Source organism: uncultured Roseobacter sp., assembly GCF_947499265.1.
Lineage (GTDB): Bacteria > Pseudomonadota > Alphaproteobacteria > Rhodobacterales > Rhodobacteraceae > Roseobacter.
Map to the genome: position 1 here is coordinate 530,240 of NZ_CANMNK010000001.1, position 22,154 is coordinate 552,393.

General features: G+C 60.3%; 21 protein-coding genes. 9 read left to right on the forward strand and 12 right to left on the reverse strand.

All coding sequences use genetic code 11. From position 1 onward, the window contains the following. Positions 1 to 42 precede the first annotated feature (42 nt). From Q1A63_RS02595 to Q1A63_RS02605, 3 genes are all read right to left on the reverse strand, one after another. Positions 43 to 498 (reverse strand): hypothetical protein, encoded by a 456-nt coding sequence (locus Q1A63_RS02595; RefSeq protein WP_298969018.1) that lies wholly within the window; start codon positions 496 to 498, stop codon positions 43 to 45. Positions 499 to 572: 74 nt separating this feature from the next. Beyond that, positions 573 to 752, reverse strand: coding sequence for a zinc-finger domain-containing protein (locus Q1A63_RS02600; protein ID WP_298969576.1), 180 nt, complete (start codon positions 750 to 752; stop codon positions 573 to 575). 76 nt (positions 753 to 828) lie between these two features. Further along, the gene (locus tag Q1A63_RS02605) at positions 829 to 1,296 is read right to left on the reverse strand and encodes a DUF1203 domain-containing protein (protein WP_298969020.1); all 468 of its coding nucleotides are present in this window, start codon (positions 1,294 to 1,296) and stop codon (positions 829 to 831) included. A gap of 310 nt (positions 1,297 to 1,606) precedes the next feature. On the opposite strand from Q1A63_RS02605, the gene gpmI reads away from it, so the two are divergent. Genes gpmI through Q1A63_RS02620 form a run of 3 tightly spaced genes read left to right on the forward strand, consistent with a single transcriptional unit; the run spans position 1,607 to position 5,598 of the window. After that, entirely contained in the window at positions 1,607 to 3,124 is a 1,518-nt protein-coding gene (gpmI, locus tag Q1A63_RS02610; RefSeq protein WP_298969021.1) for a 2,3-bisphosphoglycerate-independent phosphoglycerate mutase, read from the forward strand. After that, positions 3,121 to 4,251 (forward strand): peptidase M23, encoded by a 1,131-nt coding sequence (locus tag Q1A63_RS02615; RefSeq protein WP_298969023.1) that lies wholly within the window; start codon positions 3,121 to 3,123, stop codon positions 4,249 to 4,251. The genes gpmI and Q1A63_RS02615 overlap by 4 nt, the downstream gene beginning before the upstream one ends. 6 nt (positions 4,252 to 4,257) lie before the next feature. Then, positions 4,258 to 5,598 (forward strand): S41 family peptidase, encoded by a 1,341-nt coding sequence (locus tag Q1A63_RS02620; RefSeq protein ID WP_298969024.1) that lies wholly within the window; start codon positions 4,258 to 4,260, stop codon positions 5,596 to 5,598. A 57-nt stretch (positions 5,599 to 5,655) separates the two neighbouring features. Here Q1A63_RS02620 and Q1A63_RS02625 read toward each other — a convergent pair whose 3' ends face one another. The 3 genes from Q1A63_RS02625 to ilvD form a co-directional block, all read right to left on the reverse strand. After that, positions 5,656 to 6,027 (reverse strand): hypothetical protein, encoded by a 372-nt coding sequence (locus Q1A63_RS02625; RefSeq protein WP_298969025.1) that lies wholly within the window; start codon positions 6,025 to 6,027, stop codon positions 5,656 to 5,658. A 9-nt stretch (positions 6,028 to 6,036) separates the two neighbouring features. After that, entirely contained in the window at positions 6,037 to 6,810 is a 774-nt protein-coding gene (locus Q1A63_RS02630) for a DUF6478 family protein (RefSeq protein ID WP_298969026.1), read from the reverse strand. A gap of 167 nt (positions 6,811 to 6,977) precedes the next feature. Next, positions 6,978 to 8,741: a dihydroxy-acid dehydratase gene (gene ilvD, locus Q1A63_RS02635; protein ID WP_298969027.1), complete on the reverse strand. Its 1,764-nt coding sequence runs from the start codon at positions 8,739 to 8,741 to the stop codon at positions 6,978 to 6,980. A 206-nt stretch (positions 8,742 to 8,947) separates the two neighbouring features. Between ilvD and Q1A63_RS02640 the strand changes: the two genes are divergently transcribed. The 5 genes from Q1A63_RS02640 (at position 8,948) to Q1A63_RS02660 (ending at position 15,954) form a co-directional block, all read left to right on the forward strand. Further along, the gene (locus tag Q1A63_RS02640) at positions 8,948 to 12,037 is read left to right on the forward strand and encodes an ABC transporter transmembrane domain-containing protein (RefSeq protein WP_298969031.1); all 3,090 of its coding nucleotides are present in this window, start codon (positions 8,948 to 8,950) and stop codon (positions 12,035 to 12,037) included. A 10-nt stretch (positions 12,038 to 12,047) separates the two neighbouring features. Further along, entirely contained in the window at positions 12,048 to 12,947 is a 900-nt protein-coding gene (locus Q1A63_RS02645) for a CPBP family intramembrane glutamic endopeptidase (RefSeq protein WP_298969032.1), read from the forward strand. Between the two features lie 58 nt (positions 12,948 to 13,005). Continuing rightward, positions 13,006 to 13,959, forward strand: a complete 954-nt coding sequence (gene accD, locus Q1A63_RS02650) for an acetyl-CoA carboxylase, carboxyltransferase subunit beta (protein ID WP_298969034.1) — start codon at positions 13,006 to 13,008, stop codon at positions 13,957 to 13,959. Then, the gene (locus Q1A63_RS02655; RefSeq protein WP_298969036.1) at positions 13,956 to 15,230 is read left to right on the forward strand and encodes a folylpolyglutamate synthase/dihydrofolate synthase family protein; all 1,275 of its coding nucleotides are present in this window, start codon (positions 13,956 to 13,958) and stop codon (positions 15,228 to 15,230) included. Before accD ends, Q1A63_RS02655 begins: the two co-directional genes overlap by 4 nt. Before the next feature lie 295 nt (positions 15,231 to 15,525). Then, entirely contained in the window at positions 15,526 to 15,954 is a 429-nt protein-coding gene (locus Q1A63_RS02660; protein ID WP_298969038.1) for a hypothetical protein, read from the forward strand. Here Q1A63_RS02660 and zapE read toward each other — a convergent pair. Next, on the reverse strand, positions 15,951 to 17,009 hold the full coding sequence (zapE, locus tag Q1A63_RS02665) for a cell division protein ZapE (protein ID WP_298969039.1): 1,059 nt from the start codon (positions 17,007 to 17,009) through the stop codon (positions 15,951 to 15,953). The two genes, Q1A63_RS02660 and zapE, sit on opposite strands and share 4 nt — an antisense overlap. A gap of 132 nt (positions 17,010 to 17,141) precedes the next feature. Here zapE and Q1A63_RS02670 point away from each other — a divergent pair, with 132 nt between their 5' ends. Then, positions 17,142 to 18,383, forward strand: a complete 1,242-nt coding sequence (locus Q1A63_RS02670; RefSeq protein WP_298969041.1) for an MFS transporter — start codon at positions 17,142 to 17,144, stop codon at positions 18,381 to 18,383. Here the strand turns inward: Q1A63_RS02670 and Q1A63_RS02675 are convergent. The 5 genes from Q1A63_RS02675 to fghA are packed head-to-tail and all read right to left on the reverse strand — an operon-like array spanning position 18,380 to position 22,141. Then, positions 18,380 to 19,303: an alpha/beta hydrolase gene (locus Q1A63_RS02675; protein WP_298969043.1), complete on the reverse strand. Its 924-nt coding sequence runs from the start codon at positions 19,301 to 19,303 to the stop codon at positions 18,380 to 18,382. The genes Q1A63_RS02670 and Q1A63_RS02675 overlap by 4 nt on opposite strands. Next, on the reverse strand, positions 19,300 to 20,217 hold the full coding sequence (locus tag Q1A63_RS02680; RefSeq protein ID WP_298969045.1) for an ornithine cyclodeaminase: 918 nt from the start codon (positions 20,215 to 20,217) through the stop codon (positions 19,300 to 19,302). Before Q1A63_RS02680 ends, Q1A63_RS02675 begins: the two co-directional genes overlap by 4 nt. Beyond that, positions 20,214 to 20,834, reverse strand: a complete 621-nt coding sequence (locus Q1A63_RS02685) for an HAD family phosphatase (RefSeq protein ID WP_299630558.1) — start codon at positions 20,832 to 20,834, stop codon at positions 20,214 to 20,216. The genes Q1A63_RS02680 and Q1A63_RS02685 overlap by 4 nt, the downstream gene beginning before the upstream one ends. Positions 20,835 to 20,849: 15 nt before the next feature. After that, positions 20,850 to 21,314: a YaiI/YqxD family protein gene (locus tag Q1A63_RS02690; protein ID WP_299630561.1), complete on the reverse strand. Its 465-nt coding sequence runs from the start codon at positions 21,312 to 21,314 to the stop codon at positions 20,850 to 20,852. After that, positions 21,311 to 22,141: an S-formylglutathione hydrolase gene (gene fghA, locus Q1A63_RS02695; RefSeq protein WP_299630563.1), complete on the reverse strand. Its 831-nt coding sequence runs from the start codon at positions 22,139 to 22,141 to the stop codon at positions 21,311 to 21,313. The genes Q1A63_RS02690 and fghA overlap by 4 nt, the downstream gene beginning before the upstream one ends. Between the last annotated feature and the right edge of the window lie 13 nt (positions 22,142 to 22,154).

A 22,154-nucleotide genomic window follows, 5' to 3' on the forward strand; every position in this document is an offset into this window, starting at 1 on the left:
CGCGACGTGAAGTCCAGAACCTGATCCGGTTGCCCGCGCCGATCAGCCGAGAATGGAGTCCAGATTTTGCATGATGCCGATCAAAAGCACCACGCCCGCGATCAGCAGAACGGCGTAGAGCAGAACCTGTATCATCACAGCCATTGCACCGAAGGCGACGCCACACAGAACCAGCTTGGTCGGTTCTTTGCGGATCATGCCAACAAGCGCCACGACAATTGCGAAAACGCCCATCGTTGGGGCGACCGCCCTAAGAATGCGGTCAATGTCCCACGCGCGGGTGACCGGTGCCGGTTGTTCCTGACCCAGCAAGGCGCGTTGTGCAGAGTCGCGAATACCGGCAGCGATCTCGCCAATCGAAACCTCAATGCTTTGCGTTGGTGCAAAAGGACCCGCGAAAGTGTGGATCAGTGCGATTGCCATCGCGAGCGCGGCCAGTCCAATGCCAGCCAGTGCGAAAGGCGCATGTAGAGGTTGGGGTGCTGGTTCAGCCGTCATGCCTGTTTTCTTCCGTCAAATCCACTGTGGTTTTCTTCTGCTACAGCGACATGAGGGCGGAAATGGGGCGAGACCTAGACCTTACTTTCAAAATCCTTGTGGATGTATTTGCAGTCGCAATAGCCGCATTCGACCCATCCAATGTCCCTTGGGATCTGCAGCCAGACTCGTGGATGGCCCAAAGCGCCTTCGCCGCCGTCACAGGCGATGCGGAAACTCTCAACAATCTTGGTCTCGGGCGGTTGCTGCATGATGGGCGTGTCCTTTGGCTCTGCGGTGCTGTTATGACCAAAGCGCAGGCGTGGAGCAAGCCCATGCCGCAGCAATTGGTCAATCGCGTTCGATCCGCGCCTGATAGCAGTTGTTGCGGGCGGAGCGGACATGGATGAAGGCGACGTCGGGGTTTTGGAAAACACTAGCAACTTTGGCTTGGATGTCTTGGGTCGCGACGACCTCGCCGGTGCCGTAGACAATGCGCTCATCCGCTGAATAGCCTTTGACCAAATAATCAGGAGAGGTCGTCAGGATCGGCGGCAATGCATCGGTGTCGCCGCCACGGGGGCAGGGGTTTGCACACAGGAAGATGGGGCCCGTTTCGGCATAGGCATGCACACCCTCAAAGGGCCGGTGCGCGAGGATCAGCATTTCCTCCCCCTCAGGGACGTCTTTCAGGCAGTGTCGGCAGGGTGTGCCCTTGCCATCCGAGATCTTGCGGTCGGGTATCTGACCATGAACATCTTTGCCGCCATTTTGCCAATGACGCGCGATATCAGTCTCTAATGCAATGAACTTGGGCATCTATCCTCTCCATCTCCGGGGTCTGTTTTGAGGTGAATATCCGGGCAGCGCGGTAAAAATCGATCCGAATGATGCGGTTTCGACAGGGCTTTGCATGTCGATGAACGCGCCTCCCGTCGGCGTTGAGCGTGCAGGCGATTGCGTTGATAGCGCCACCTCTGGTGCAATTGTGGTCCGAGGCAACACCTCTGGCTGACAGGACGGGAGTGGGAGATTTTCAGCCCTGAAGCAGGCAGACCCCGTGAAAGAGGTTCACCCTGCGCGCCGCAACCGTTAAAAGGCCCCCAAACCCGTCAGAGGAGATGAGCAGATGAGCGCGCGCAAACCGGTGGTGTTATGCATCCTTGACGGCTGGGGTCTCGGTGATCGTCGCGAAGGCAATGCGCCCTTGCTGGCAGAGACGCCGACGATGGATCGGATCATGGCCACCTGTCCCAACGCGACACTGACGACATTCGGCCCCGATGTGGGCCTGCCCAAGGGGCAGATGGGCAATTCCGAGGTGGGCCATACGAATATCGGTGCGGGCCGCGTTGTTGCCATGGATCTCGGCCAGATCGATCTGGCCATCGAGGAGGGCACATTCGAGAAAAACGAACGCTTATGTGCCTTGATTGACCAATTGAAAGGCACCGGTGGCACCGCGCACCTGATGGGCGTTGTCTCGGACGGCGGTGTCCACGGGCATCTTAATCACATGATTGCGGCCGCCAAGGCGCTGGATGCAGCAGATGTGCCCGTCGTCATCCACGCGCTGACCGACGGGCGCGATGTCAGCCCGTCCTCGGCGCTTGGGTTTTTTGAAACACTTCAGGCCAATGCGCCGGATGCCGTCCGGATTGGCACGGTCACGGGGCGCTATTTCGCGATGGACCGCGACAATCGCTGGGACCGCGTTGAAAAAGCCTATCGCGCCATCGTCGGTGCGGAGGGTGCGCGGGCCGCGTCAGCTGCCGCCGCCGTCGAAGAAGCCTATGCGCGCGGCGAAACGGATGAGTTCATCGCGCCCACGGTTCTGGACGGGTATCGCGGTGCGCAGGATGGGGACGGCGTCTTTTGCCTCAATTTCCGGGCAGACCGGGCGCGTGAGATCATGGCGTCGATTGGGGCACCTGATTTCGACGCTTTCGACACCGGGAAGCGCCCGGATTGGGCCAGCCTGATGGGCATGGCGCAATATTCCGAGGCGCATTCCGAATACATGTCCGTGGTCTATCCCAAGCCCGAGATTGTCAACACGCTTGGCGATTGGGTGGCGCAGCAGGGGTTGAAACAATTCCGGCTGGCCGAGACCGAAAAATACCCGCATGTGACCTTCTTTCTGAATGGCGGCGAGGAGGTATCCTTTGACGGTGAAGACCGCAAGATGCCGAAATCGCCTGATGTCGCGACCTACGATCTGCAACCTGAAATGTCCGCGGGTGAGGTGACGGATGCGCTCGTCGGCGCGATTGAGGCAGGCTATGACCTGATCGTCGTGAACTATGCCAACCCCGATATGGTGGGTCACACGGGCGACCTTGAAGCGGCCATCAAGGCCTGTGAAGCGGTGGATCAGGGTCTCGGCCGGGCGGTCGTGGCGCTGGAGGCTGCAGGTGGCGCGATGATCGTGACCGCCGATCACGGCAACTGCGATATGATGATCGATCCCGAGACTGGCGGTGCGCATACGGCCCATACGCTCAACCCCGTGCCGGTTGCCGTGCTGGGTGGCCCGGACGGCATGCATTTGTCCAAGGGTCGCTTGGCAGATCTGGCGCCCACGGTTCTGTTTTTGATGGGCCTTGAGGTGCCGCCGGAAATGACTGGCCGGTGTTTGCTGTCATGAAATGGGTCTGGCTGATAGCCGTGCTGATGCTGCCGACCATGGGGGCTGCGCAGCAGGACAATGTCGAACGCGCGCGGGCAGCGATGGACATGCTGGAAGCGGCATCACAACAATTGGTGGATGCGGAATCTGCACGCGACCGTGTCCGCGCGCTGACCAGCACAATTCAGGCCTTTGAGGAAGGGTTGAGCGCTTTGCGTAGTGGCTTGCGACAGGCCTCCGTGCGGGAAGAGCAGCTCGGCGCGCAATTGCAGGCGCGCGACGAAGAAATCGCCGGTTTGCTGGTGGTATTGCAGCGTATGGGCGCAGGCCCGTCGCCGGTGGCCCTGCTGCATCCGGGGGGGCCGACAGGCACGGCACGCGCAGGCATGCTCCTGGCGGAGATGACACCAGCCCTGAATGCTCGCGCCTCACACCTGCGCCGCGACCTCGAAGACTTGCAGGTATTGCGCGGCATGCAGACAGATGCGGCGGGTCGTCTGGTGGACGGATTGCGCGAGGTGCAGGACGCGCGTACCGCTCTCAATCAGGCCATCGCGGAGCGGACAGAGCTGCCGATGCGGTTTATCAATGATCCCGTGCGCGAGGCCATCCTGATTGCTTCCGCCGAAACGCTGGAGAGTTTTGCCAGCGGTCTTGAACGTGTTGCGGTCGACGTCAGGGCCACGGCACCCGCCCGGATCAGTGGCGAAAAAGGGGACTTGCCGCTGCCGGTTCAGGGGATCGTGCTGCGGGGGGCGGGCGAGGCCGATGCTGCGGGCATCACCCGGCCGGGCATCATTCTGGCGACCTTGCCGCGCGCCATTGTGACCAGCCCGGTCGCCGCGACGATCCGCTATACCGGCCCGCTGTTGGATCTGGGGCAGGTGGTGATTCTGGAGCCGCAGGCGCAGGTGCTCTTTGTGCTGGCGGGTTTAGATACCGTTTACGGTACTGCCGGAGAAGTCATTGACGCGGGCGCGCCACTGGGGCTTATGGGCGACGCTGCGGCGGAAAATCGGTCAGAGCTGTCAACAGATGGTGATGACACTGGCGCTGAGCGCTCAGAAACGCTCTATATAGAGGTAAGACAGCAAAACTCGCCTGAGGACCCGAGCCTCTGGTTCCGAACCGATAAGGATGGATAGAGAGACATGAAAAAATTTGCCATGGCGGCAGCGGGCGGTATCGTCGCAGGTGTCGTTGCCACAACCCAGATTGCGGGCCCCCTGCTGGCGCAGGAAGCGGCAAAGTCGAGCGGTGTCTACGAGCAACTGGATTTGTTTGGCGATATCTTTGAACGTATCCGCGCCCAATATGTCGAAGAGGTGGAAGCCGGTGAGCTGATCGAAGCCGCAATCGACGGCATGCTCACATCGCTTGATCCCCACTCCAGCTATCTCTCGCCGGATGATGCTGCCCAGATGCGGGTACAGACACGCGGCGAATTTGGCGGGCTGGGCATCGAAGTCACCCAGGAAGAGGGCTTTGTCAAAGTTGTTTCGCCCATCGATGGCACCCCTGCGGATGAAGCCGGGGTCGAGGCCGGCGATTTCATCACCCATGTGGATGGCGAATCCGTTCTGGGTCTGACGCTCGACGAGGCGGTCGAGATGATGCGTGGCCCGGTTGGATCGGAGATCCTGATCACGGTCGTGCGCGAGGGTGAAACTGAGCCCTTTGACGTCTCGATCATCCGCGACACCATCAAGCTGACGGCTGTGCGGACGCGGACCCAGGGCGATACCGTGGTCTTGCGGGTCACAACCTTCAACGATCAGACCTACACCAACCTGGAATCCGGTCTGAGCGAGCAAATCGAAACGGCGGGGGGCATGGACAAGATCAACGGCATCGTCGTTGACCTGCGCAACAACCCCGGCGGCCTCCTGACACAGGCGATCCGGGTGTCCGATGCCTTCCTAGATGAGGGCGAGATTGTCAGCACGCGGGGCCGCAACATTCAGGATGGCGAGCGCTTCAATGCGACAGAAGGCGACCTGGCACAGGGCAAGCCGATTGTCGTGCTGATCAACGGTGGCTCTGCCTCGGCCTCTGAAATCGTGGCAGGCGCGTTGCAGGATCACCGCCGCGCCATTGTTGTGGGCACCAAGAGCTTTGGCAAAGGCTCCGTGCAAACCGTCATGCCGCTGCGGGGCGATGGTGCGATGCGTCTGACAACGGCGCGGTATTACACACCATCGGGCCGCTCAATCCAGTCGCTGGGCGTTTCGCCGGACATTGTCGTTGAACAACCACGGCGCGCGCCCGAAGCCGAGGAAGAGGACGAAGATAACGCGGCACGTTCCCTGCGGTCGGAGGCGGATTTGCGGGGCAGTCTGAACAACGACAGCCTCACCGACGACGAGATCAAGCAGATCGAAGCGGACCGTGCGAAGGCAGAAGCGGCTGCCGCGCTGCGCGAAGAGGATTATCAACTGGCCTATGCCATCGACATCCTCAAAGGTCTGAATGCATTGGTGCCCGTCGAATAATCTGACGGCTGCTTGAACAGAAATGGCCCCGCTGGTTTTCTGGCGGGGCTTTTTTTATCAGGTGGTCTCGACACAATGCCGCCGAAAGGCGCGCTTGAGCATGTCGAGTTCAGCGCGCAGCAGGTCCACTTCAGCGCGCAAATCATCGCCAAGCGCTTCGCCCGCGATCAAAGTGAAACTGGCGAGGCGTTCATCTGTTTCCCGATCAGAAATCAGAATGGTCTGCACCCCATCGGAAATCGCATCGGCGGGCACGGGTATCTGCAAAAGCCAGCTGTCGGCCTCGCTCGCCGCAACGGTGGTCACATCAGCCACCGGATTTTCCAGATAGGTGACGCTGAGGTCGGGTGCCGCCCCGCCGGGCCCGGTCACCAATCCCTGCCAGATACCGTTTTGCATCCTGGTGTGTGTCACCACCCACTGGCTCATTACATCATCCTACATCTGTGCGCGCTGGCAGCGCGAAAAGGTGGTGTCACGGAGCGTGACCATGTTCATCTCAGGTCCTTCAAAGATGAAATCGACCCATGCTTTTTCAATCCGTTTCTCATTCAGGTTCGAGTAGGCCAGATCGAATTCGATGCTCACCTCTTTGTCGCTCAGATCAAACTCGCGCACGATCTGTTCCGTATTCGGCCCGTGACGGATGTTCAGACGCGCGAAGATCTCAATGGGTTTTTCCATTTCAATGATGCTGCTCACACGCAGGATATGCATGCGTTTCAGACCATCCGTCGCCGCGCCTGGCAGATCGACGACGATGGACAGGAAGGACCCGTCGAACTTGAACACATCGACCCGCAAACCATAAGGTGCGAGGTCTTCCTGTCGCGTGTTGCGCACCTGGCGCAGCGTGATCTCCGACCGTCCGCAGTCGTGAAACAGGGTCACCTCATCGCCCAGCATGGATTTGTTCTGCACCGACGAGATGCCGGGGCTCGCCAAAGGACCACGCCAGAGTTCCGGTCGCCACGCCCAATCCGCGTTATGTGGTTTGGGGAAGCTGTTGGAGCCCACAACCGGCAGGGCCAGCCTTGCGTCAGCAGTGTGGATCAGCTTGTCGAGATGGGCACGCAAAAGCCGTGCCCGGGTGCGCTGTTTGCGCAGAACGTTTAACTTCGAGGTGCTCGCCTCGCGCGCCGACAGCGCCCAGCGTTGCAACGCCCGCCGATAAATCGCCGTATCCCAGAAGGTATCTCCACCTTTGCCCATCGGTCTGTGACTGCCTTTGTGCCGCTCTTTGCCCTTATCTAACGAAAGGGTTGCTGACATATAAACCAAGAATTCCGGACAATGTGCCGATTTTTTGGGAATTGTTGCTTTCAACCGGAAAGCGGGCGGCTCTGCGCGCCGGAAAAGACGCGCAGAGGGATGGCGCGTTAAAGCGCCATATAGTCGTGGCCTTCTTCCTTGGCGCCTGGGTGGGTGACGGCGCCAAGATAGGTCGGCCCCACCAGTTTGGCGTATTTCCACAGGGCACCGGCACCGTAGATGGTTTGGCGTGGCCCTTTCCAATCGGCTTTGCGCGCGGCCATCTCATCGTCAGACACATCCACGGAAATGGTACCCTCGATCGCATTCAAGGTGATCATATCGCCGTTTTTCAACAGGGCGATGGGGCCGCCGTGGGCGGCTTCGGGGCCCACGTGCCCGACGCAAAAACCCCGGGTCGCGCCGGAAAAACGTCCGTCGGTGATCAGGGCGACTTTCTTGCCCATGCCTTGGCCGGACAGGGCCGCCGTGGTGGCCAGCATTTCGCGCATGCCTGGTCCCCCTGCGGGGCCTTCGTTGCGAATGACAAAGACATCACCCTCTTCATAGGTGCGGTTCTGAACGGCTTCAAAAGCGTCCTGTTCACATTCGAAAACACGCGCAGGGCCGGTGAAGAGCTGGTGCTGCGGTTCCATCCCGGCGATTTTTACGATGGCCCCTTCCGGCGCGAGGTTGCCTTTGAGCCCAACAACACCCCCGGTTTTGGAGAGCGGCGCATCGACGGGGTAGATCACGCGGCCATCGGCCTCCAGCGTGACCCTGTCGATCTCTTCGCCAATGGAATAGCCGGTTGCGGTGATGCAATCCTCGTGGATCAGGCCCGCCTTGCGCAATTCCTTCATCACGACCGGCACGCCGCCTGCCTCATAGAGGTCTTTGGCCACATATTGGCCGCCCGGTTTCAGATCGACGAAATATGGTGTGTCGCGGAAGATCTCGCAGACGTCTTCGAGGAAGAAATCAATGCCCGCCTCATGCGCCATCGCGGGCAGGTGCAAGCCCGCGTTGGTCGAGCCACCGGTGCATGCCACGATGCGCGCGGCGTTCTCGAAAGCTTCGCGCGTGCAGATGTCACGGGCGCGGATGTTCTTTTCGATCAGGTTCATGACTGCCGCCCCAGAGGCCTCGGCATAGGCGTCGCGGCTTTCGTAAGGAGCTGGCGCACCTGCCGAGTTGGGCAGCGCAAGGCCAATTGCCTCGGACACACAGGCCATGGTGTTGGCGGTGAACTGACCGCCACAGGCCCCGGCAGAAGGGCAGGCCACACGTTCAAGAATTTCCAGCTCCGCCTCGGTGAGCGAACCACTTTGCTGACGCCCCACGGCTTCGAACATGTCCTGCACGGTCAGATCACGGTTGGCGAAATCTTCGGGGATGGCCGAACCGGTGGGTGCCCGACCCGGCAGGATCGACCCGCCATAAAGGAAGACCGATGGCACGTTCAGACGGATCATCGCCATCATCATGCCGGGCAAGCTCTTGTCGCAGCCTGCCAGACCCACGATGGCGTCATAGCAATGCCCGCGCATGGTCAGCTCCACCGTGTCGGCAATCGCTTCGCGGGAAGCGAGCGAGGAGCGCATGCCCTCATGCCCCATGGCTATGCCATCCGTCACGGTGATGGTGGTGAATTCGCGCGGGGTGCCGTACTCGCGTTTCACACCCATTTTCACCGCCTGCGCCTGCCGGTTCAGCGCGATGTTACAGGGCGCGGCCTCGTTCCAGCAGGTCGCGACGCCAACCAGCGGCTGGTGAATTTCCTCATCCGTCATGCCCATGGCGTAGTAATAAGACCGGTGCGGCGCGCGCGCGGGCCCTTCGGTCACATGGCGGCTTGGCAGTTTGGATTTATCAAAACGCTGGCTGGACATGGGTATTCTCCCCTTCAAATTTGTTGCACCCGAATAGCCAACCGCCCTGTGGCCTGCAAGGCTCTAGCGTTCAGATATGCACAACCCTTGACCGTTTGCGCGCTTGTATTGGGAATTGTGCGGACATAAGTTGGGTGAAGCCGCACGAAAGTGCGCTTGGCGACCCGCAGTGGCTCCCACGTTAGCCCCATACCGAAAGCCGTTTCATGGAATCTTCACTCTTCGCGTTCATTTGGAAGTTTTCCAAGCGGGAACAACTGTTTCTGCTGTTCTTTACGCTGTTCACCTTCCCGTTCCTCTACGCGACGCTGGAATTGCCCAAGCGGATCATCAACGACGCCATCGGCGCACAAAGCACAACTGTGACCGTGTTTGGTGTCACGATGAGCCAGACGCAATTCCTGATGGCTTTGTGTTTTGCCTACCTTGGCGCTGTGCTTTTGCACGGGCTGCTCAAAATGCGCCTGAACACGATGAAGGGGGTACTCGCGGAGCGGCTTTTGCGGCGGTTCCGGTATCAGCTGATCAACCGGATGACACGGTTCCCGCGGGCCTATTTCCGCAGCACCAGCCAGGGGGAATTGGTCTCGATGGTGACCTCCGAGGCGGAGCCGATGGGCGGGTTGATGGGAGACGCCGTGGCGCAACCGGTGTTTCAGGCCGGGCAGATGCTGATCATCGTGATCTTCCTCTTTGCACAAAGCGTCTGGTTCGGGCTCGCGGGTGTCGCGCTGATCCCGCTGCAGGCCTATGTGATCCCGATCCTGCAACGGCAGATCAACCAGCTGAACAAGAAACGGATTGTCGAAGTACGCCACTTTGCATCGGAGATTGGTGAGACCGCCGCCGGCATTGGTGATCTGCGCACCAATGGTGGTTTGCGGTACCGCTTGGCCGCGTTTACGGATCGGTTGGGCCATCTCTTTGAGATCCGGTTCCAGATCTATCAGAAAAAATTCTTCATGAAGTTTCTCAACAACTTCATCACGCAGCTGACGCCGTTTTTCTTCTATTCCGCGGGGGGGTATCTGGCGATCCGCGGGGATATCACCGTGGGCGCGCTGGTGGCGGCACTCGCCGCTTACAAGGATCTGAGTTCCCCCTGGAAAGAGCTTTTGACCTACTACAACCAGGTGCAGGACATGTCCCTGCGCTGGGAGATCGTGACCGAGCGCTTTGCACCCAAAGGCATGATCGATGAAAAGCTGATGGAAGGTGAACCGACAGAGATCCCGCATCTGGATGGTGCCATTTCAATTCACAATGTCACCGTGCGTAATTCGGACGGAAATGCCGTGATCGAAAACATCAATCTGGAGATCCCGGCAGGCGCACGCGTGGCCATTCAATCCAGCAGTCAGATCGAACGCACGGCGCTGGCCGAGGTGCTGACCCGTGAGGTGATGCCAGCGCGCGGCAGCGTCACCATCGCCGGGCACGATCTGGCGGAAATGCATCAGTCGGTGATCGCGGCACGCATCGGCTATGCGCATTCGCGGCCTTATCTCTTTGACGGAACACTGGGTGACAACCTGCTGATGCCGCTTAAGTCCAGCCCGAAAACCGTGCTCTGGGACCCCAACCAGAAAGACAGGAACGGCATCGAGGCCAAACGCTCCGGCAACAGCCTCGACAGCATCAAGGCCGATTGGGTGGACCCCGGGTTGGCCGGGCTGAACACGACAGAGGAAATTCGCGGCTGGTGGTTCCAACTGGTTGAGGCGATGGGGCTGGACGAGTTCATGTTCCGCCGCATGCTGGGGTCGCGCATCGATCCCGAGACGCATACGAAACTGGCCGCATCTATCGTCAGCCTGCGCGCCGAGGTCTATGACAAACTGGTTGAGCGACAGCTGGACCGCTTCGTCAATCGGTTCAACCCGGATGAGTTCAACCCCTCGATCCCGCTGGGTGGTAACCTGATGTTTGCCTCGCCTAAACGCGACATCTCGCAACAGGGCCTTGCCGCAGAGCGGAGCTTTCTGGCGCTGGTATCCGAACTGGGCCTGGCCGAGCAGGGCATTGCGATCTCGCAGACGCTGATCGAGACATTGCACCAGACTTTTGGCAGAGACGGCACAAACCATCCCTTGTTCACCGCATTGGGGATCGAGGAGGAGCTTTATGAACGGTTGGTGGACATTGCGACACGGCGTCAGGAAAAAGGCGATCAGGCGCTGACCGAAGAGGAGTTTTCCCTTCTTCTGACGGTGCCTTTTGCCTTTACCGCTGAGCAGATCGGCCCCGGTTTCCCGGAAAGTTTCAAGGAAGAAATCCTCGAAATCCGCAAGGAAAAGAGTGATGAGATGCGCGAGCGGATGCGCGGGATGTTTGTGCCGGTGGCCCCCGACAACTACTTGCCGCGTCTGACGCTGATGGAAAACGCGCTTTATGGGCGCATCTCGGCGATTGCCGGTGTGCAGGGCGAATTGATCGAAGATCTTGTGGCCGAGGTCGTGGCGAAGCATGAGCTGAAACGTCAGGTGGCGGAGACCATTCTGGACATCAGAACCGGTCTCGGTGGGACCAATCTGGCCAGCGCCTTTCAGGAACGGGCTGCCTTCAGCCGTGCCGGGATCAAGCGCCCCGATATCCTGATCCTCGATACGGTTCTGGCCAGCCATGATGCGGCGAGCCGCAAGAAGACGCGCGCCAAGCTGCGGGACCTGCTGCCCAAGGCGACGATGATCTTCCTGGAGGACAAATTCGAAAATCCGACCGCCTACGATATCTTTGTGGACATCAAGAACGGCCGGATCGATGGGGTGGAACAGCCGGAAACTCAGGACGGCGAAGACAGTGGCTCAGACGATCTGCGCCGCAAGATCAGGGTGATCTCCCGCACCGATCTCTTCGCCAATCTGGATTCGCGCAGCCAACGCCTGCTGGCCTTTTCCGCGCAATGGTACAAGGCGAAGGCGGACACGCGCATCTTCTCCATGGGCGAACGCGCGGATGCGGCGTATCTGTGCCTGTCCGGCAATGCGATGATGGGGTACCGCGATGACGATGATAACTGGCACGACGTCACGGCGGTGGGACCCGGGCGGCTTATTGGTGATCTGGCGATCATCCTGGATGAGCCGCGCCAGCTTGATCTGATTGCCCAGGAAGACACCAAGTTCCTGCGGATCGGGGCAGATGAGTTCCGTTCGGTGATTGCTACGGATCCAACCGTGCTCATGCACTTGTTGCAAACGGTGGCCGGGCATTTGACGGGCGCTGCCGAACTCTTGCGCGAAGCGCGTGTCAGCATTCCGCAGGACACGCAAGACACTGAACGTACAGACGCGTAGGGTGCTGCTGATGATATTGCGCCCCGCGTATCGCGCGCATGAACACTTGCTCGCCCCGGCGCGTGAAACCGCGCAGGTCTGGCGTCTGATCATGGGGCTGATCATTGCATCGGGTGTCTACCTGATCTGCAACCAGACGATGTTTCGCACGCTCTACACCTGGCAGGGGAAGAACGCGCCGGCCTTTTCCGAAACCCTGATCGCCGGCACCACGCCGTTCGCGATGTACGTGCTATTGCTGAGTTTCGGGTTCATGACCCTGGGCGTCGCAGTGGCGCTCAAGGTGGTGCACAAACGGGGCTTTCCCGAAATCTTGGGCAATGCCGCTTTGTTCCGGAAGCAGCTATGGGCGGTACTGGCCATTCTGGTGCTGATCAATCTGGCGATATTGATCCTGCCGCCGTGGGATATGGGGGCGCCACTGGTCTCCAACATGAGCCTTGGCGGTTGGTTGATCCTGCTGCCAGCCTCCCTGCTGGCGGTGTTTGTCCAGGTCAGTGCCGAAGAGGTCCTGTTTCGCGGTTATATCCAACAGCAGCTGGCGGCGCGGTTTCGCTCGCCGTTGGTCTGGATGGCCGTGCCCGCGCTGCTTTTTGGCGTTGGCCATTACGTACCGGAGGAGGCGGGTTCGAACGCCACGGCAATCGCGCTCTGGGCGGTTGTTTTTGGCCTGCTGATGGCGGATCTGACCGCGCGCGCCGGGACGTTGGCGCCTGCCATCGCGGTGCATTTCATGAACAATGTCACGGCCATTCTGATCATTGCCCTGCCGGATAATCTGTCAGGGCTCGCGCTTTACATCAGCCCGTTTTCGCTCTCCGATGCGGAGGCGGTGCGTGCCTGGCTGCCCGTGGACTTCGGGTTCATGATCGTCAGCTGGCTGGCCGCGCGTCTCGCAATCCGGCGCTGATTGCACTTTGCCCAAGAGGCGACTAATTAGAACCTGAGGGACGCCAAAGGAACGCCACATGAACTGGATCACCAACTATGTCCGGCCGAGGATCAATTCGATTTTCTCGCGCCGCGAGACGCCGGACAACCTGTGGACCAAGTGCCCTGAATGCGGGACCATGCTGTTTCACCGCGAAGTGTCGGACAATCTGAATGTCTGCACAAACTGCAACCATCACATGCATATCACGCCGCGGGATCGGTTCACCGCGCTTTTTGACGGTGGTATTTTTACGGAAGTGAAGGTGGAGGCGCCCAAGCCTGACCCGCTGAATTTCCGCGACCAAAAACGCTATCCCGACCGTTTGAAAGCCGCACAAAAGCAAACCGCCGAGGCGGAGGCGATGCTGGTTGCCAATGGCGAGATCGGGCGCACCCCGATTGTTGCCGCCGCGCAGGATTTTTCCTTCATGGCCGGGTCCATGGGCATGTATGTGGGTGATGCGATCATTGCCGCCGCCCAGGAGGCTGTGAAGCTGAAGCGTCCCTTGATCCTGTTCTCCGCTGCGGGTGGCGCGCGGATGCAGGAGGGGATTCTGAGCCTGATGCAGATGCCACGCACGACGGTTGCGGTGCAGATGCTCAAGGAGGCGGGGCTGCCCTATATCGTCGTGTTGACCCACCCGACAACCGGCGGCGTGACTGCGAGCTACGCGATGCTGGGCGATGTGCACATTGCGGAACCCAACGCCTTGATTTGTTTCGCCGGACCTAGGGTGATCGAACAGACCATCCGCGAAAAGTTGCCCGAAGGTTTCCAGCGCGCCGAATACCTGCTGGATCACGGGATGCTCGACCGGGTGACGCACCGCGGCAAGATGCGTGATGAGCTGATTTCGATCACGCGGATGCTGCTGGGGCTGCCCCCTGCGGTGCGGGGTGATCTGCCCGCGCCTGAGCCGGGCGCGGACCTGCCGCATGCCCTGTCCGAGGACGAAGCGGCATCAGAGACCGAGACCGCCAAGAAATGACCGCGGCCACATCGGACGCCATCCTTGCACGGATGATGGCCCTGCACCCGAAAATCATCGACCTGACGTTGGACCGTGTCTGGCGGTTGCTCGACGCGTTGGGCAACCCGCAGGATAATTTGCCGCCCGTGATCCATATCGCGGGCACCAATGGCAAGGGGTCGACACTGGCGATGGTGCGCGCCGGGCTGGAGGCATCCGGCCACAAGGTACATGCCTACACCAGCCCGCATCTCGCGCGCTTTCACGAGCGGATCAGGGTGGCTGGGACGCTGATTTCAGAACCGGACCTGACGGCGGTTCTGGATGAGTGTTATGCGGCGAACAACGGCGAAAACATCACCTATTTCGAGATCACGACCTGTGCGGCACTGCTCGCCTTTTCGCGCGCGCCCGCAGACTACACCCTGCTTGAGGTGGGCTTGGGCGGGCGTCTGGATGCCACCAATGTCATCGCGCGTCCGGCGGTTACAGTGATCACGCCCGTCTCCATCGATCATCAGCAATTTCTTGGCGATACCCTTGGAAAGATTGCATTCGAAAAGGCAGGTATCCTGAAACGCGGTGTACCTTGCGTTGTCGCGCGACAGGATGACGAAGGCCTTGAGGTGATCGAAGAGGTGGCAAACCGCATCGGCACCCCGCTGCTGGCCTACGGTCAGCATTGGCACGTGGGACCGGAACGAGACCGCATGACCTATCAGGATGAAACCGGTCTGCTGGATGTGCCGCGTCCGAACCTGCCCGGCGCACATCAGATCATGAATGCCGGCGCAGCACTCGCTGTGCTCCGCCATCTGGGCATTGGACCTGAGGCGTGTGAGGCAGCGGTGACGCAAGCGCAATGGCCAGCGCGGATGCAGCGCCTTGTGGCAGGACCATTGGCAGACGCAGTGCCAGGCGTGGAGCTTTGGCTGGATGGTGGTCACAACCCGGCGGCGGGGCAGGCACTTGCAGACCACCTCGAAAGCCTGCCCAAGCGCCCGACCTATCTGATTTGCGGCATGCTCAACACCAAGGACATCGGTGGATATCTGCGCCCGCTTTCCCAGGTTGCGGATGGCCTGGTGGCGATTTCCATTCCCGATGAGGTCAATACGCTACCCGCCGAGACAACCGCCGACGCGGCCCGGGCCGCCGGGTTCGATGCGGATATTGCAGAGAGTGCAAGAAACGCCTTGTCCGGGATCGCGGCAAAGGCGCCGGATGCACGTGTGCTGATCTGTGGCTCCCTCTACCTTGCCGGGAGTATTCTGCGCGAAAACGGGTAAAATACCCAATCTTACAACTCCAGATTTAGAGATTTCTTCTTTATATTGACGGATTTGCAGATGCCCACCTATATGTTGCGTCGGGGAAGAAATGCACCTGAATGGCGCGATAACGCGCAGGGGCTGCATAGTGGGGGTCAACAACATGCCACAGGATGATCGGGGGCCCGCCTCCGAACTGGACTTGAGTCGTATGATCACGCGGCCGCATGCGCCATCGTTCGCGATATGGTGGCCCTTGGCGGGCCTGTGCCTCCTGGCGATCATCACTGTATTCAGCCTATCGCTCTTTGGGATGACGAAGACCACCGTAACCCTTGAAGATCCCTCTAAGGCCCCCAACCCGTCCCCTCAGGTGTCACGGGCTGCGATCAGCCTGCTGGAGGTGTCGGAGCTTACACACTTGCAGAGCGATTTACCTGTCAGCCAGCTGTTGCGCCAACCCGTGCGGCTGACGGATTACTCGGCTGAAACCCATGACTTGCCGCAGACAACGGCCCGGGCGCTCGCGCGTTTTGACCACCATCCAACGGCTGACGATGTTCTGCACCAGTTGCTGGTCAAAACCCTGGCTGAGGGCCAAAGCGACGTCTATATTGATGCGGCGCTGAATGCGGCCCTATCGCGGGCCGAGTTCGCTGCACCGATCGCGCTGACCACACCCTTCGGAGAGTTGGATACCATGCGCCTGCTCGCGGCGGTCCTGCACGAGGTGCCGCGTTAAAGGCCCCAGCCTTCCGATTGCATTTCACGCAGGCGCGAGGCGGTGCGTTCGAATTCGAACGTCCCTTCACCTTCAAGATAGAGCATTTCGGGTTTGGCCGCCGCCGAGCAGATGAGCCGGACCTTGGCCTCGTAAAGCGCATCAATCATCGTGACGAAGCGCTTCGCCTCGTTGAAGTTGTTGCGCGACAGGGCGGGCACCCCGTCCAACATCAAGACTTTCACCGCCTCCGCCAGCGCCAGATAGTCCCCCGGACCCAGCGGTTTACCGCATAGATCGTGAAACCCCGCGCGGGCCACGCCATTGCGAAAGGCGGGCACTTCGACGTCGCGCCCTTTGACCTTGAGAACGAGGACCTCGCCTTCGCCGCCCGCAAGATCATCCCATACCGCATCCATCGCGGCACGGGCCTCGGCGTTCACCGGTGTGAAGTAAACCGGCTGCCCCCCCAACCGGTCCTGGCGGTAATCCGTGGGGCTCGCCAATTCGACCACGTTCATCTTTTCCCGGATCAGGGCGATGAACGGCAAAAACAGGTCACGATTCAGCCCGTTTTTATAAAGCTCATCCGGCACCCTGTTTGACGTGGTGACCACAACCACCCCGTCTTCAAAAAGCGCCTGAAAGAGCCGACCCACAATCATCGCATCCGTGATGTCGGTGATTTGCATCTCATCAAAGGCCAGCAGGCGCACGGAGGCGGCAACATCGGCAGCCACCGGAGCAATGGCATCCTCAACCCCGGTCTTGCGGACCTCATGCATGGCGGAATGGATCTCCTGCATGAAGGCATGGAAGTGAACTCGGCGCGCGGGAATGCCTTCCAGATGCTCGACAAAGAGATCCATCAGCATGGATTTGCCACGCCCGACGCCGCCCCAAAGATAGAGACCCTTTGGCGGTTCGGGAGCCTTGCGAAACAACCCTTTCTTGACGGGCGCGTTGAGCTCGGTTCGGATCCGTTCGAATTCGGGCATGACGTTCAACTGCGCGTCATCGGGCTGAACTGTGCCGACCTCAATCAGGTCCTGATATATGGCGCGCAGGGTTTGCATGAACTTTCAATAGCTTGCGGATGTGCCCGTGAAAAGAGCGCTGACACATCAGAATATGTGATGCGAGCGTCAAAACCTTTGAATTGACCCGCAACGGGCCTGCGGTACTGTCGCTCCAACGGAGGACCCTGCATGCAAAGCCGCACGCCATTATTCACACCGGTTCTGATTGTCGGCTGCGTCATCATCATCGTCAGCTTTGCGATCCGCTCGACCTTTGGTGTGTTTCAAATCCCGATTGCCGAAGAATTTGGATGGCTGCGTGTCGAGTTTTCGCTGGCGATTGCCATTCAGAACCTCGCATGGGGGGTGGGCCAGCCGCTCTTTGGCGCCTTGGCAGAGAAGATCGGCGACCGGAAGTCCATCGTGCTGGGCGCCGTGATCTACGCGCTGGGGCTGATGCTGACGGCGCAATCCACCACGCCGGTGGAACATCAGCTTTACGCCTGGCTTGTTGGTTTCGGGATCGCGGGCACCGGGTTCGGGGTGATCCTCGCGGTGGTTGGTCGTGCAGCGTCGGATGAAAACCGGTCCATGTCGCTGGCGATTGTATCGGCGGCGGGCAGCGGCGGGCAGATCTTTGGCCCGCCGACGGCGGAATGGATGCTGGGGTTTCTGACGTGGCAGAGCACTTTCATGCTCTTCGCGGCTGCGATCATCCTCGTGCTGCTGACGTTGCCGATGATGCGTGCACCGGCGATGGCCAGCAAGACCGAGCTGGATGAGAGCCTCGGCCAGATTCTGGTGAAAGCCTTCAAGGACCCCTCCTATACCTTCATCTATCTGGGGTTTTTCTCCTGCGGCTATCAGATTGCCTTCATCACCGCACATTTCCCGGCCTTCGTGACGGAGCTTTGCGGGCCGATCATGCCGGGCGGGACGCTCGACAGCATGGGGATCAGCACAACGTCGGCGCTGGGGGCCCTCGCCATTTCGCTGATCGGTATCGCCAATATCGCGGGCACGCTGCTGGCGGGCTGGGCGGGCAAGTACTATTCCAAGAAATACCTGCTGGCAGGCATCTACACCGGGCGGACCCTCATCGCGGCGCTGTTCATCATGTTCCCGATCACCCCCACCAGCGTTTTGCTGTTTTCCTTTGCCATGGGCATGCTGTGGCTGGCGACCATTCCGCTGACCTCCGGCCTTGTCGCGCATATCTACGGGTTGCGTTACATGGGCACGCTTTATGGCATTGTGTTCCTCAGCCATCAGGTGGGCAGCTTCTTGGGTGTCTGGTTGGGCGGGCGCATGTATGACGTCTATGGCGACTACACGTTGGTGTGGTGGGTCGGGGTTGCTGTGGGCGCGTTCAGTGCGCTCATCCATCTGCCCATCCGCGAGCGACGCCTGGAAGGGCTGCGCACGGCCTAGCCGCTTTGCTGCGTAAACTCGGTAATATGCGCCAGCACCTCGGCGGTGTGTGAGTAGGTCAGGCCATGGCCGGCGCCGTCGATCACCACATTCTGGACAGAGCTGTTCCATGCGCTGATCGTTTCGGCGCAGGACAGCGGGATCACATCATCCTCGCGCCCCCAGATAGCGAGCACGGGCACTGCTTCACGTTCCAGAATTGCATGATCGGGCGCAAGGTTTTCCGACAGCATGCCGCGCAGGCTCGCTCTGACGCTGGGCACAAACCCACGCCAGTTCAACTCCGCCTCTTGCAAGGCGTTGATGTTCTCAACACTGGTTGGTGTGCCTTTTTCCGCCTTGAGGCCCTTGCGCAATATGGTTGGGTAGAGTTCCAGCATCAGCCAGGTGCCGATGATCGGCGTGCGGGCCGCAAACCCGACGATGCCCTTGCCAACAGGGCGCATGCCCGCAGGTGCCAGCAGGATCAGCTGCCGGATACGGTCGGGCTGGTCCGCGGCAAAGATAGTCGAAATGGCGCCCCCCATGGAATAGCCGATCAGGGTAATGTCATCCTCGACCCCGTGATCGGCCAGTAAATCGTTGAGCTGCTGCAAAAAGAACTCACGATCCTGAAGGCCACCGGGGCGATCAGAATACCCACGCCCAAAAAGGTCATAGACCAGAACCCGAAAGCCCATCAGGGCCAGCCCTTTGGCCAACCCGCGCCAGACGAAACTCGGCGTTGTCAGACCATGGACACACACGGCGACGGGCCCGTTTTCGGGACCGTACCATTGATAATGGGTGACGCCTTGTGACAGCTCGGTAAATTCACCCGGGGCGTCCACGCGCGCGGCATCGTCCATCTGTTTGCGCGTGGCTTCGATGATCAACGGCGTCGCGACGAGGGCGGCCAGAACCAGATAGAGCCAGATCAAACGCCCGCCTCCCACTGGTCCAGAATGTAGCGGCAAGTCATCAGGTCCAGATGCGCCCCGCCGCCGTTTTTGAAGATCGTGATCTCGTCTGCCGAGCCGCGTCTGAAATCCGCGGGCGCGTAGTAATCCGCGACGATGTCCTGCGCCGTGATCACGCCTGTTTCAATCGGGATTTTGATCTCTCCGATGTGCCCGACGGTGGTGTCGAGGCTGTCGACAAAGAGGCGCGCGCGGGTCAGGGCGGTGTCGTCCACTTCGCGCATATCAGGGCGATAGGCGCCGATCAGATCGATATGCTGCCCAGGTCGCAGCCACTCACCGAGGATCAGAGGATTTGTGGACATGGTGGCAGAGGTCACGATATCAGCCGCGCGCACCGCCGCTTCCAGATCTTCAGCGACGGCGAGGCCGGGGATCGTTTCCGCCATCGCGCGTGCCTTTGCGGTCGTCCGGTTCCAGACCGTGAATGTCGCCTGGGGAAAGGCGGCACGATAGGCCGCGTGCAGCCCATGCGCCTGCGTCCCCGCGCCCACAATCAGGATGTTCTTGCTATCGGGACGCGCCAGCCGTCTGGCTGCCAGCAGGCTGTCGCCCGCGGTTTTCCACTTTGTGACCAGATGGAAATCGATGATCGCCTGCAATCCCCCGTCGGCGTCCGAAAATAGCATCACGCCGCCGTTGATGGAGGACGCCCCTTTGGCGGTGTTTCCGGGAAAGATCGTGGCGGATTTCACTGCAAGACCCAGCCCATCAATCCATGCCGCGCGGTTCAGCAGCGTGTCGGGATCGCGATACAGAAATGTATCGGCAATCTCCGCTTTCGGCAGCAGGTGCCCAGCGGCAAGGGCGTCGGTAAGGGCGATCCAATCCAGCCGGGCCTCGCCCGCGTCAAAGGGAACAACAGGTACGCTCATTGCGCCTCCGCCTGTGTCAGCAATCCGGCGGCGACCAGCCTGTCCGCCCATCCTTGCGGACCCTCAAAGAGATGGGTCTGCCAGCCGTATGTCTCCGCGATGCGAATGTTGTCGGTGCGGTCATCTGTAAAGATCAGATCGGTTCCGGAGAGACCTGAGGTTTCTTCGACACGCCGGTAGATCTCCGGGTCGGGTTTGGTCACGCGCATGTGGCCGGAGATGAAATCGCGGTCGAACTCACGCAGGAACGGGTAATGCATGGCCGCGAAATCATAGCTGTCGATCCCGAAATTGGTCAGCGAAAACACAGGCACGCCCTTGGCCTGCAGGGTCTTCATCAGCCGCACGGAATGATCGATCACAGGGGTCGCCATTTCAATCCAGCGGTCATGCCACATGCGGATTTCATCGCGCCACGCAGGGGTCGCATCGGCCTGCGCATAGATGGTTTTGGCGAAAGGTTCGCCGCGGTCGACCAGCTCGTTCATGCCGTGCAGATCGACCTGCGCAAACATCGCGCGCCTGCGGTCCTCGCCGATCACCGCGTCGTAAAACCGCTCCGGTTGCCATTCGATCAGCACATTGCCGATGTCAAAAATCACCGCTTTTGGTTGCATGCAGCACCTCGCCCTTCAGGCCTTTCGGATGGTTGATTTCGCGCTGCGCAAGGCCCGCTCCAACGCGTCCAGAAAACGGGACCGATCGGCCTTTGTAAAGCCTTTGCCGCCGCCCTGGCGAAAGGGGTCGGCGGCGCGCAGATCAGCCATCAGATCACGCGTGGCCAGCACATTGCCGATATTCGCCGCCGTCAGCGGCTCGCCGTTATGCTTGAGCACCTGCGCGCCCGCTTCCACACATTTTGCGGCCAGTGGGATGTCGCCCGTCACCACGACGTCACCGGGGCCGCAGCGCTCCGCGATCCACATATCGGCGACGTCCGGGCCGTCCGGCACGATGACTGTTTCCACAAGCGGGTTCTGCGAGGGCCTCAGGCCGCCGTTCGAGACGACAAACATCTGCACACGGTGTCGCGTGGCGACCTTTTCGGCCTCGGCTTTGACGGGGCAGGCATCCGCATCGATGTAGAGCGCGGTCATGCGTAGAGCGCATCCGCATGGAAGGCCACGTGTTCCTCCATGAAGGTGGAGACAAAGAAGTAGCTGTGATCATAGCCGGGTTGCAGCCGTAGTGTCGCCTGTTGCCGCCGGGCCGCGACGGCCTGCGCCAGGGCTTCGGGTTTCAGCAGATCGATGAACTGGTCATTGGTGCCGGTGTCGATCAGGATCGGCCCGTCAAACCCCTTCTCCTGCATCAGCAGCGTGGCATCGTGACCGGCCCATTTGGTTTCATCACTGCCAAGATAGGCGGACAGCTGTTTGCGACCCCAGTCGCTGGCCGTTGGGTTGGAAATCGGGGCAAATGCCGATACGGACCGGTAACGCCCCGGCAGGGCCATCGCCATGGTCAGCGCGCCGTGCCCGCCCATCGAATGGCCGGTGATGGCTTGCCGCGACATATCCAGATCGAAATTGCGTTCCAGCAGCTTTGGCAGCTCTTCGGTCACATAGTCCCACATCTGAAAATGCGGTGCCCAAGGCGTTTCGGATGCATTGACATAGAAGCCCGCGCCCTGACCCAGATCATAGGCGTCGTCATCGGCCACACCCTCACCGCGCGGCGAGGTGTCGGGAAAGACCAGCGCAATGCCCTGCTCCGCAGCCCAGGCCTGAGCGCCAGCTTTGACCATGGCGTTTTCATGGGTACAGGTGAGGCCGGAAAGATACCACAGCAGCGGCACCGGGCCGTCCTTGGCTTCCTGCGGCACAAAAAGCCCGAAGGTCATATCACAAGCGCAGCTTGTCGAGGGGTGAGAATAGACGCCCTGTGTGCCGCTGAAACAGGCGTTTTCCGAAATGGTTTCCATGACAGGCTCCTCA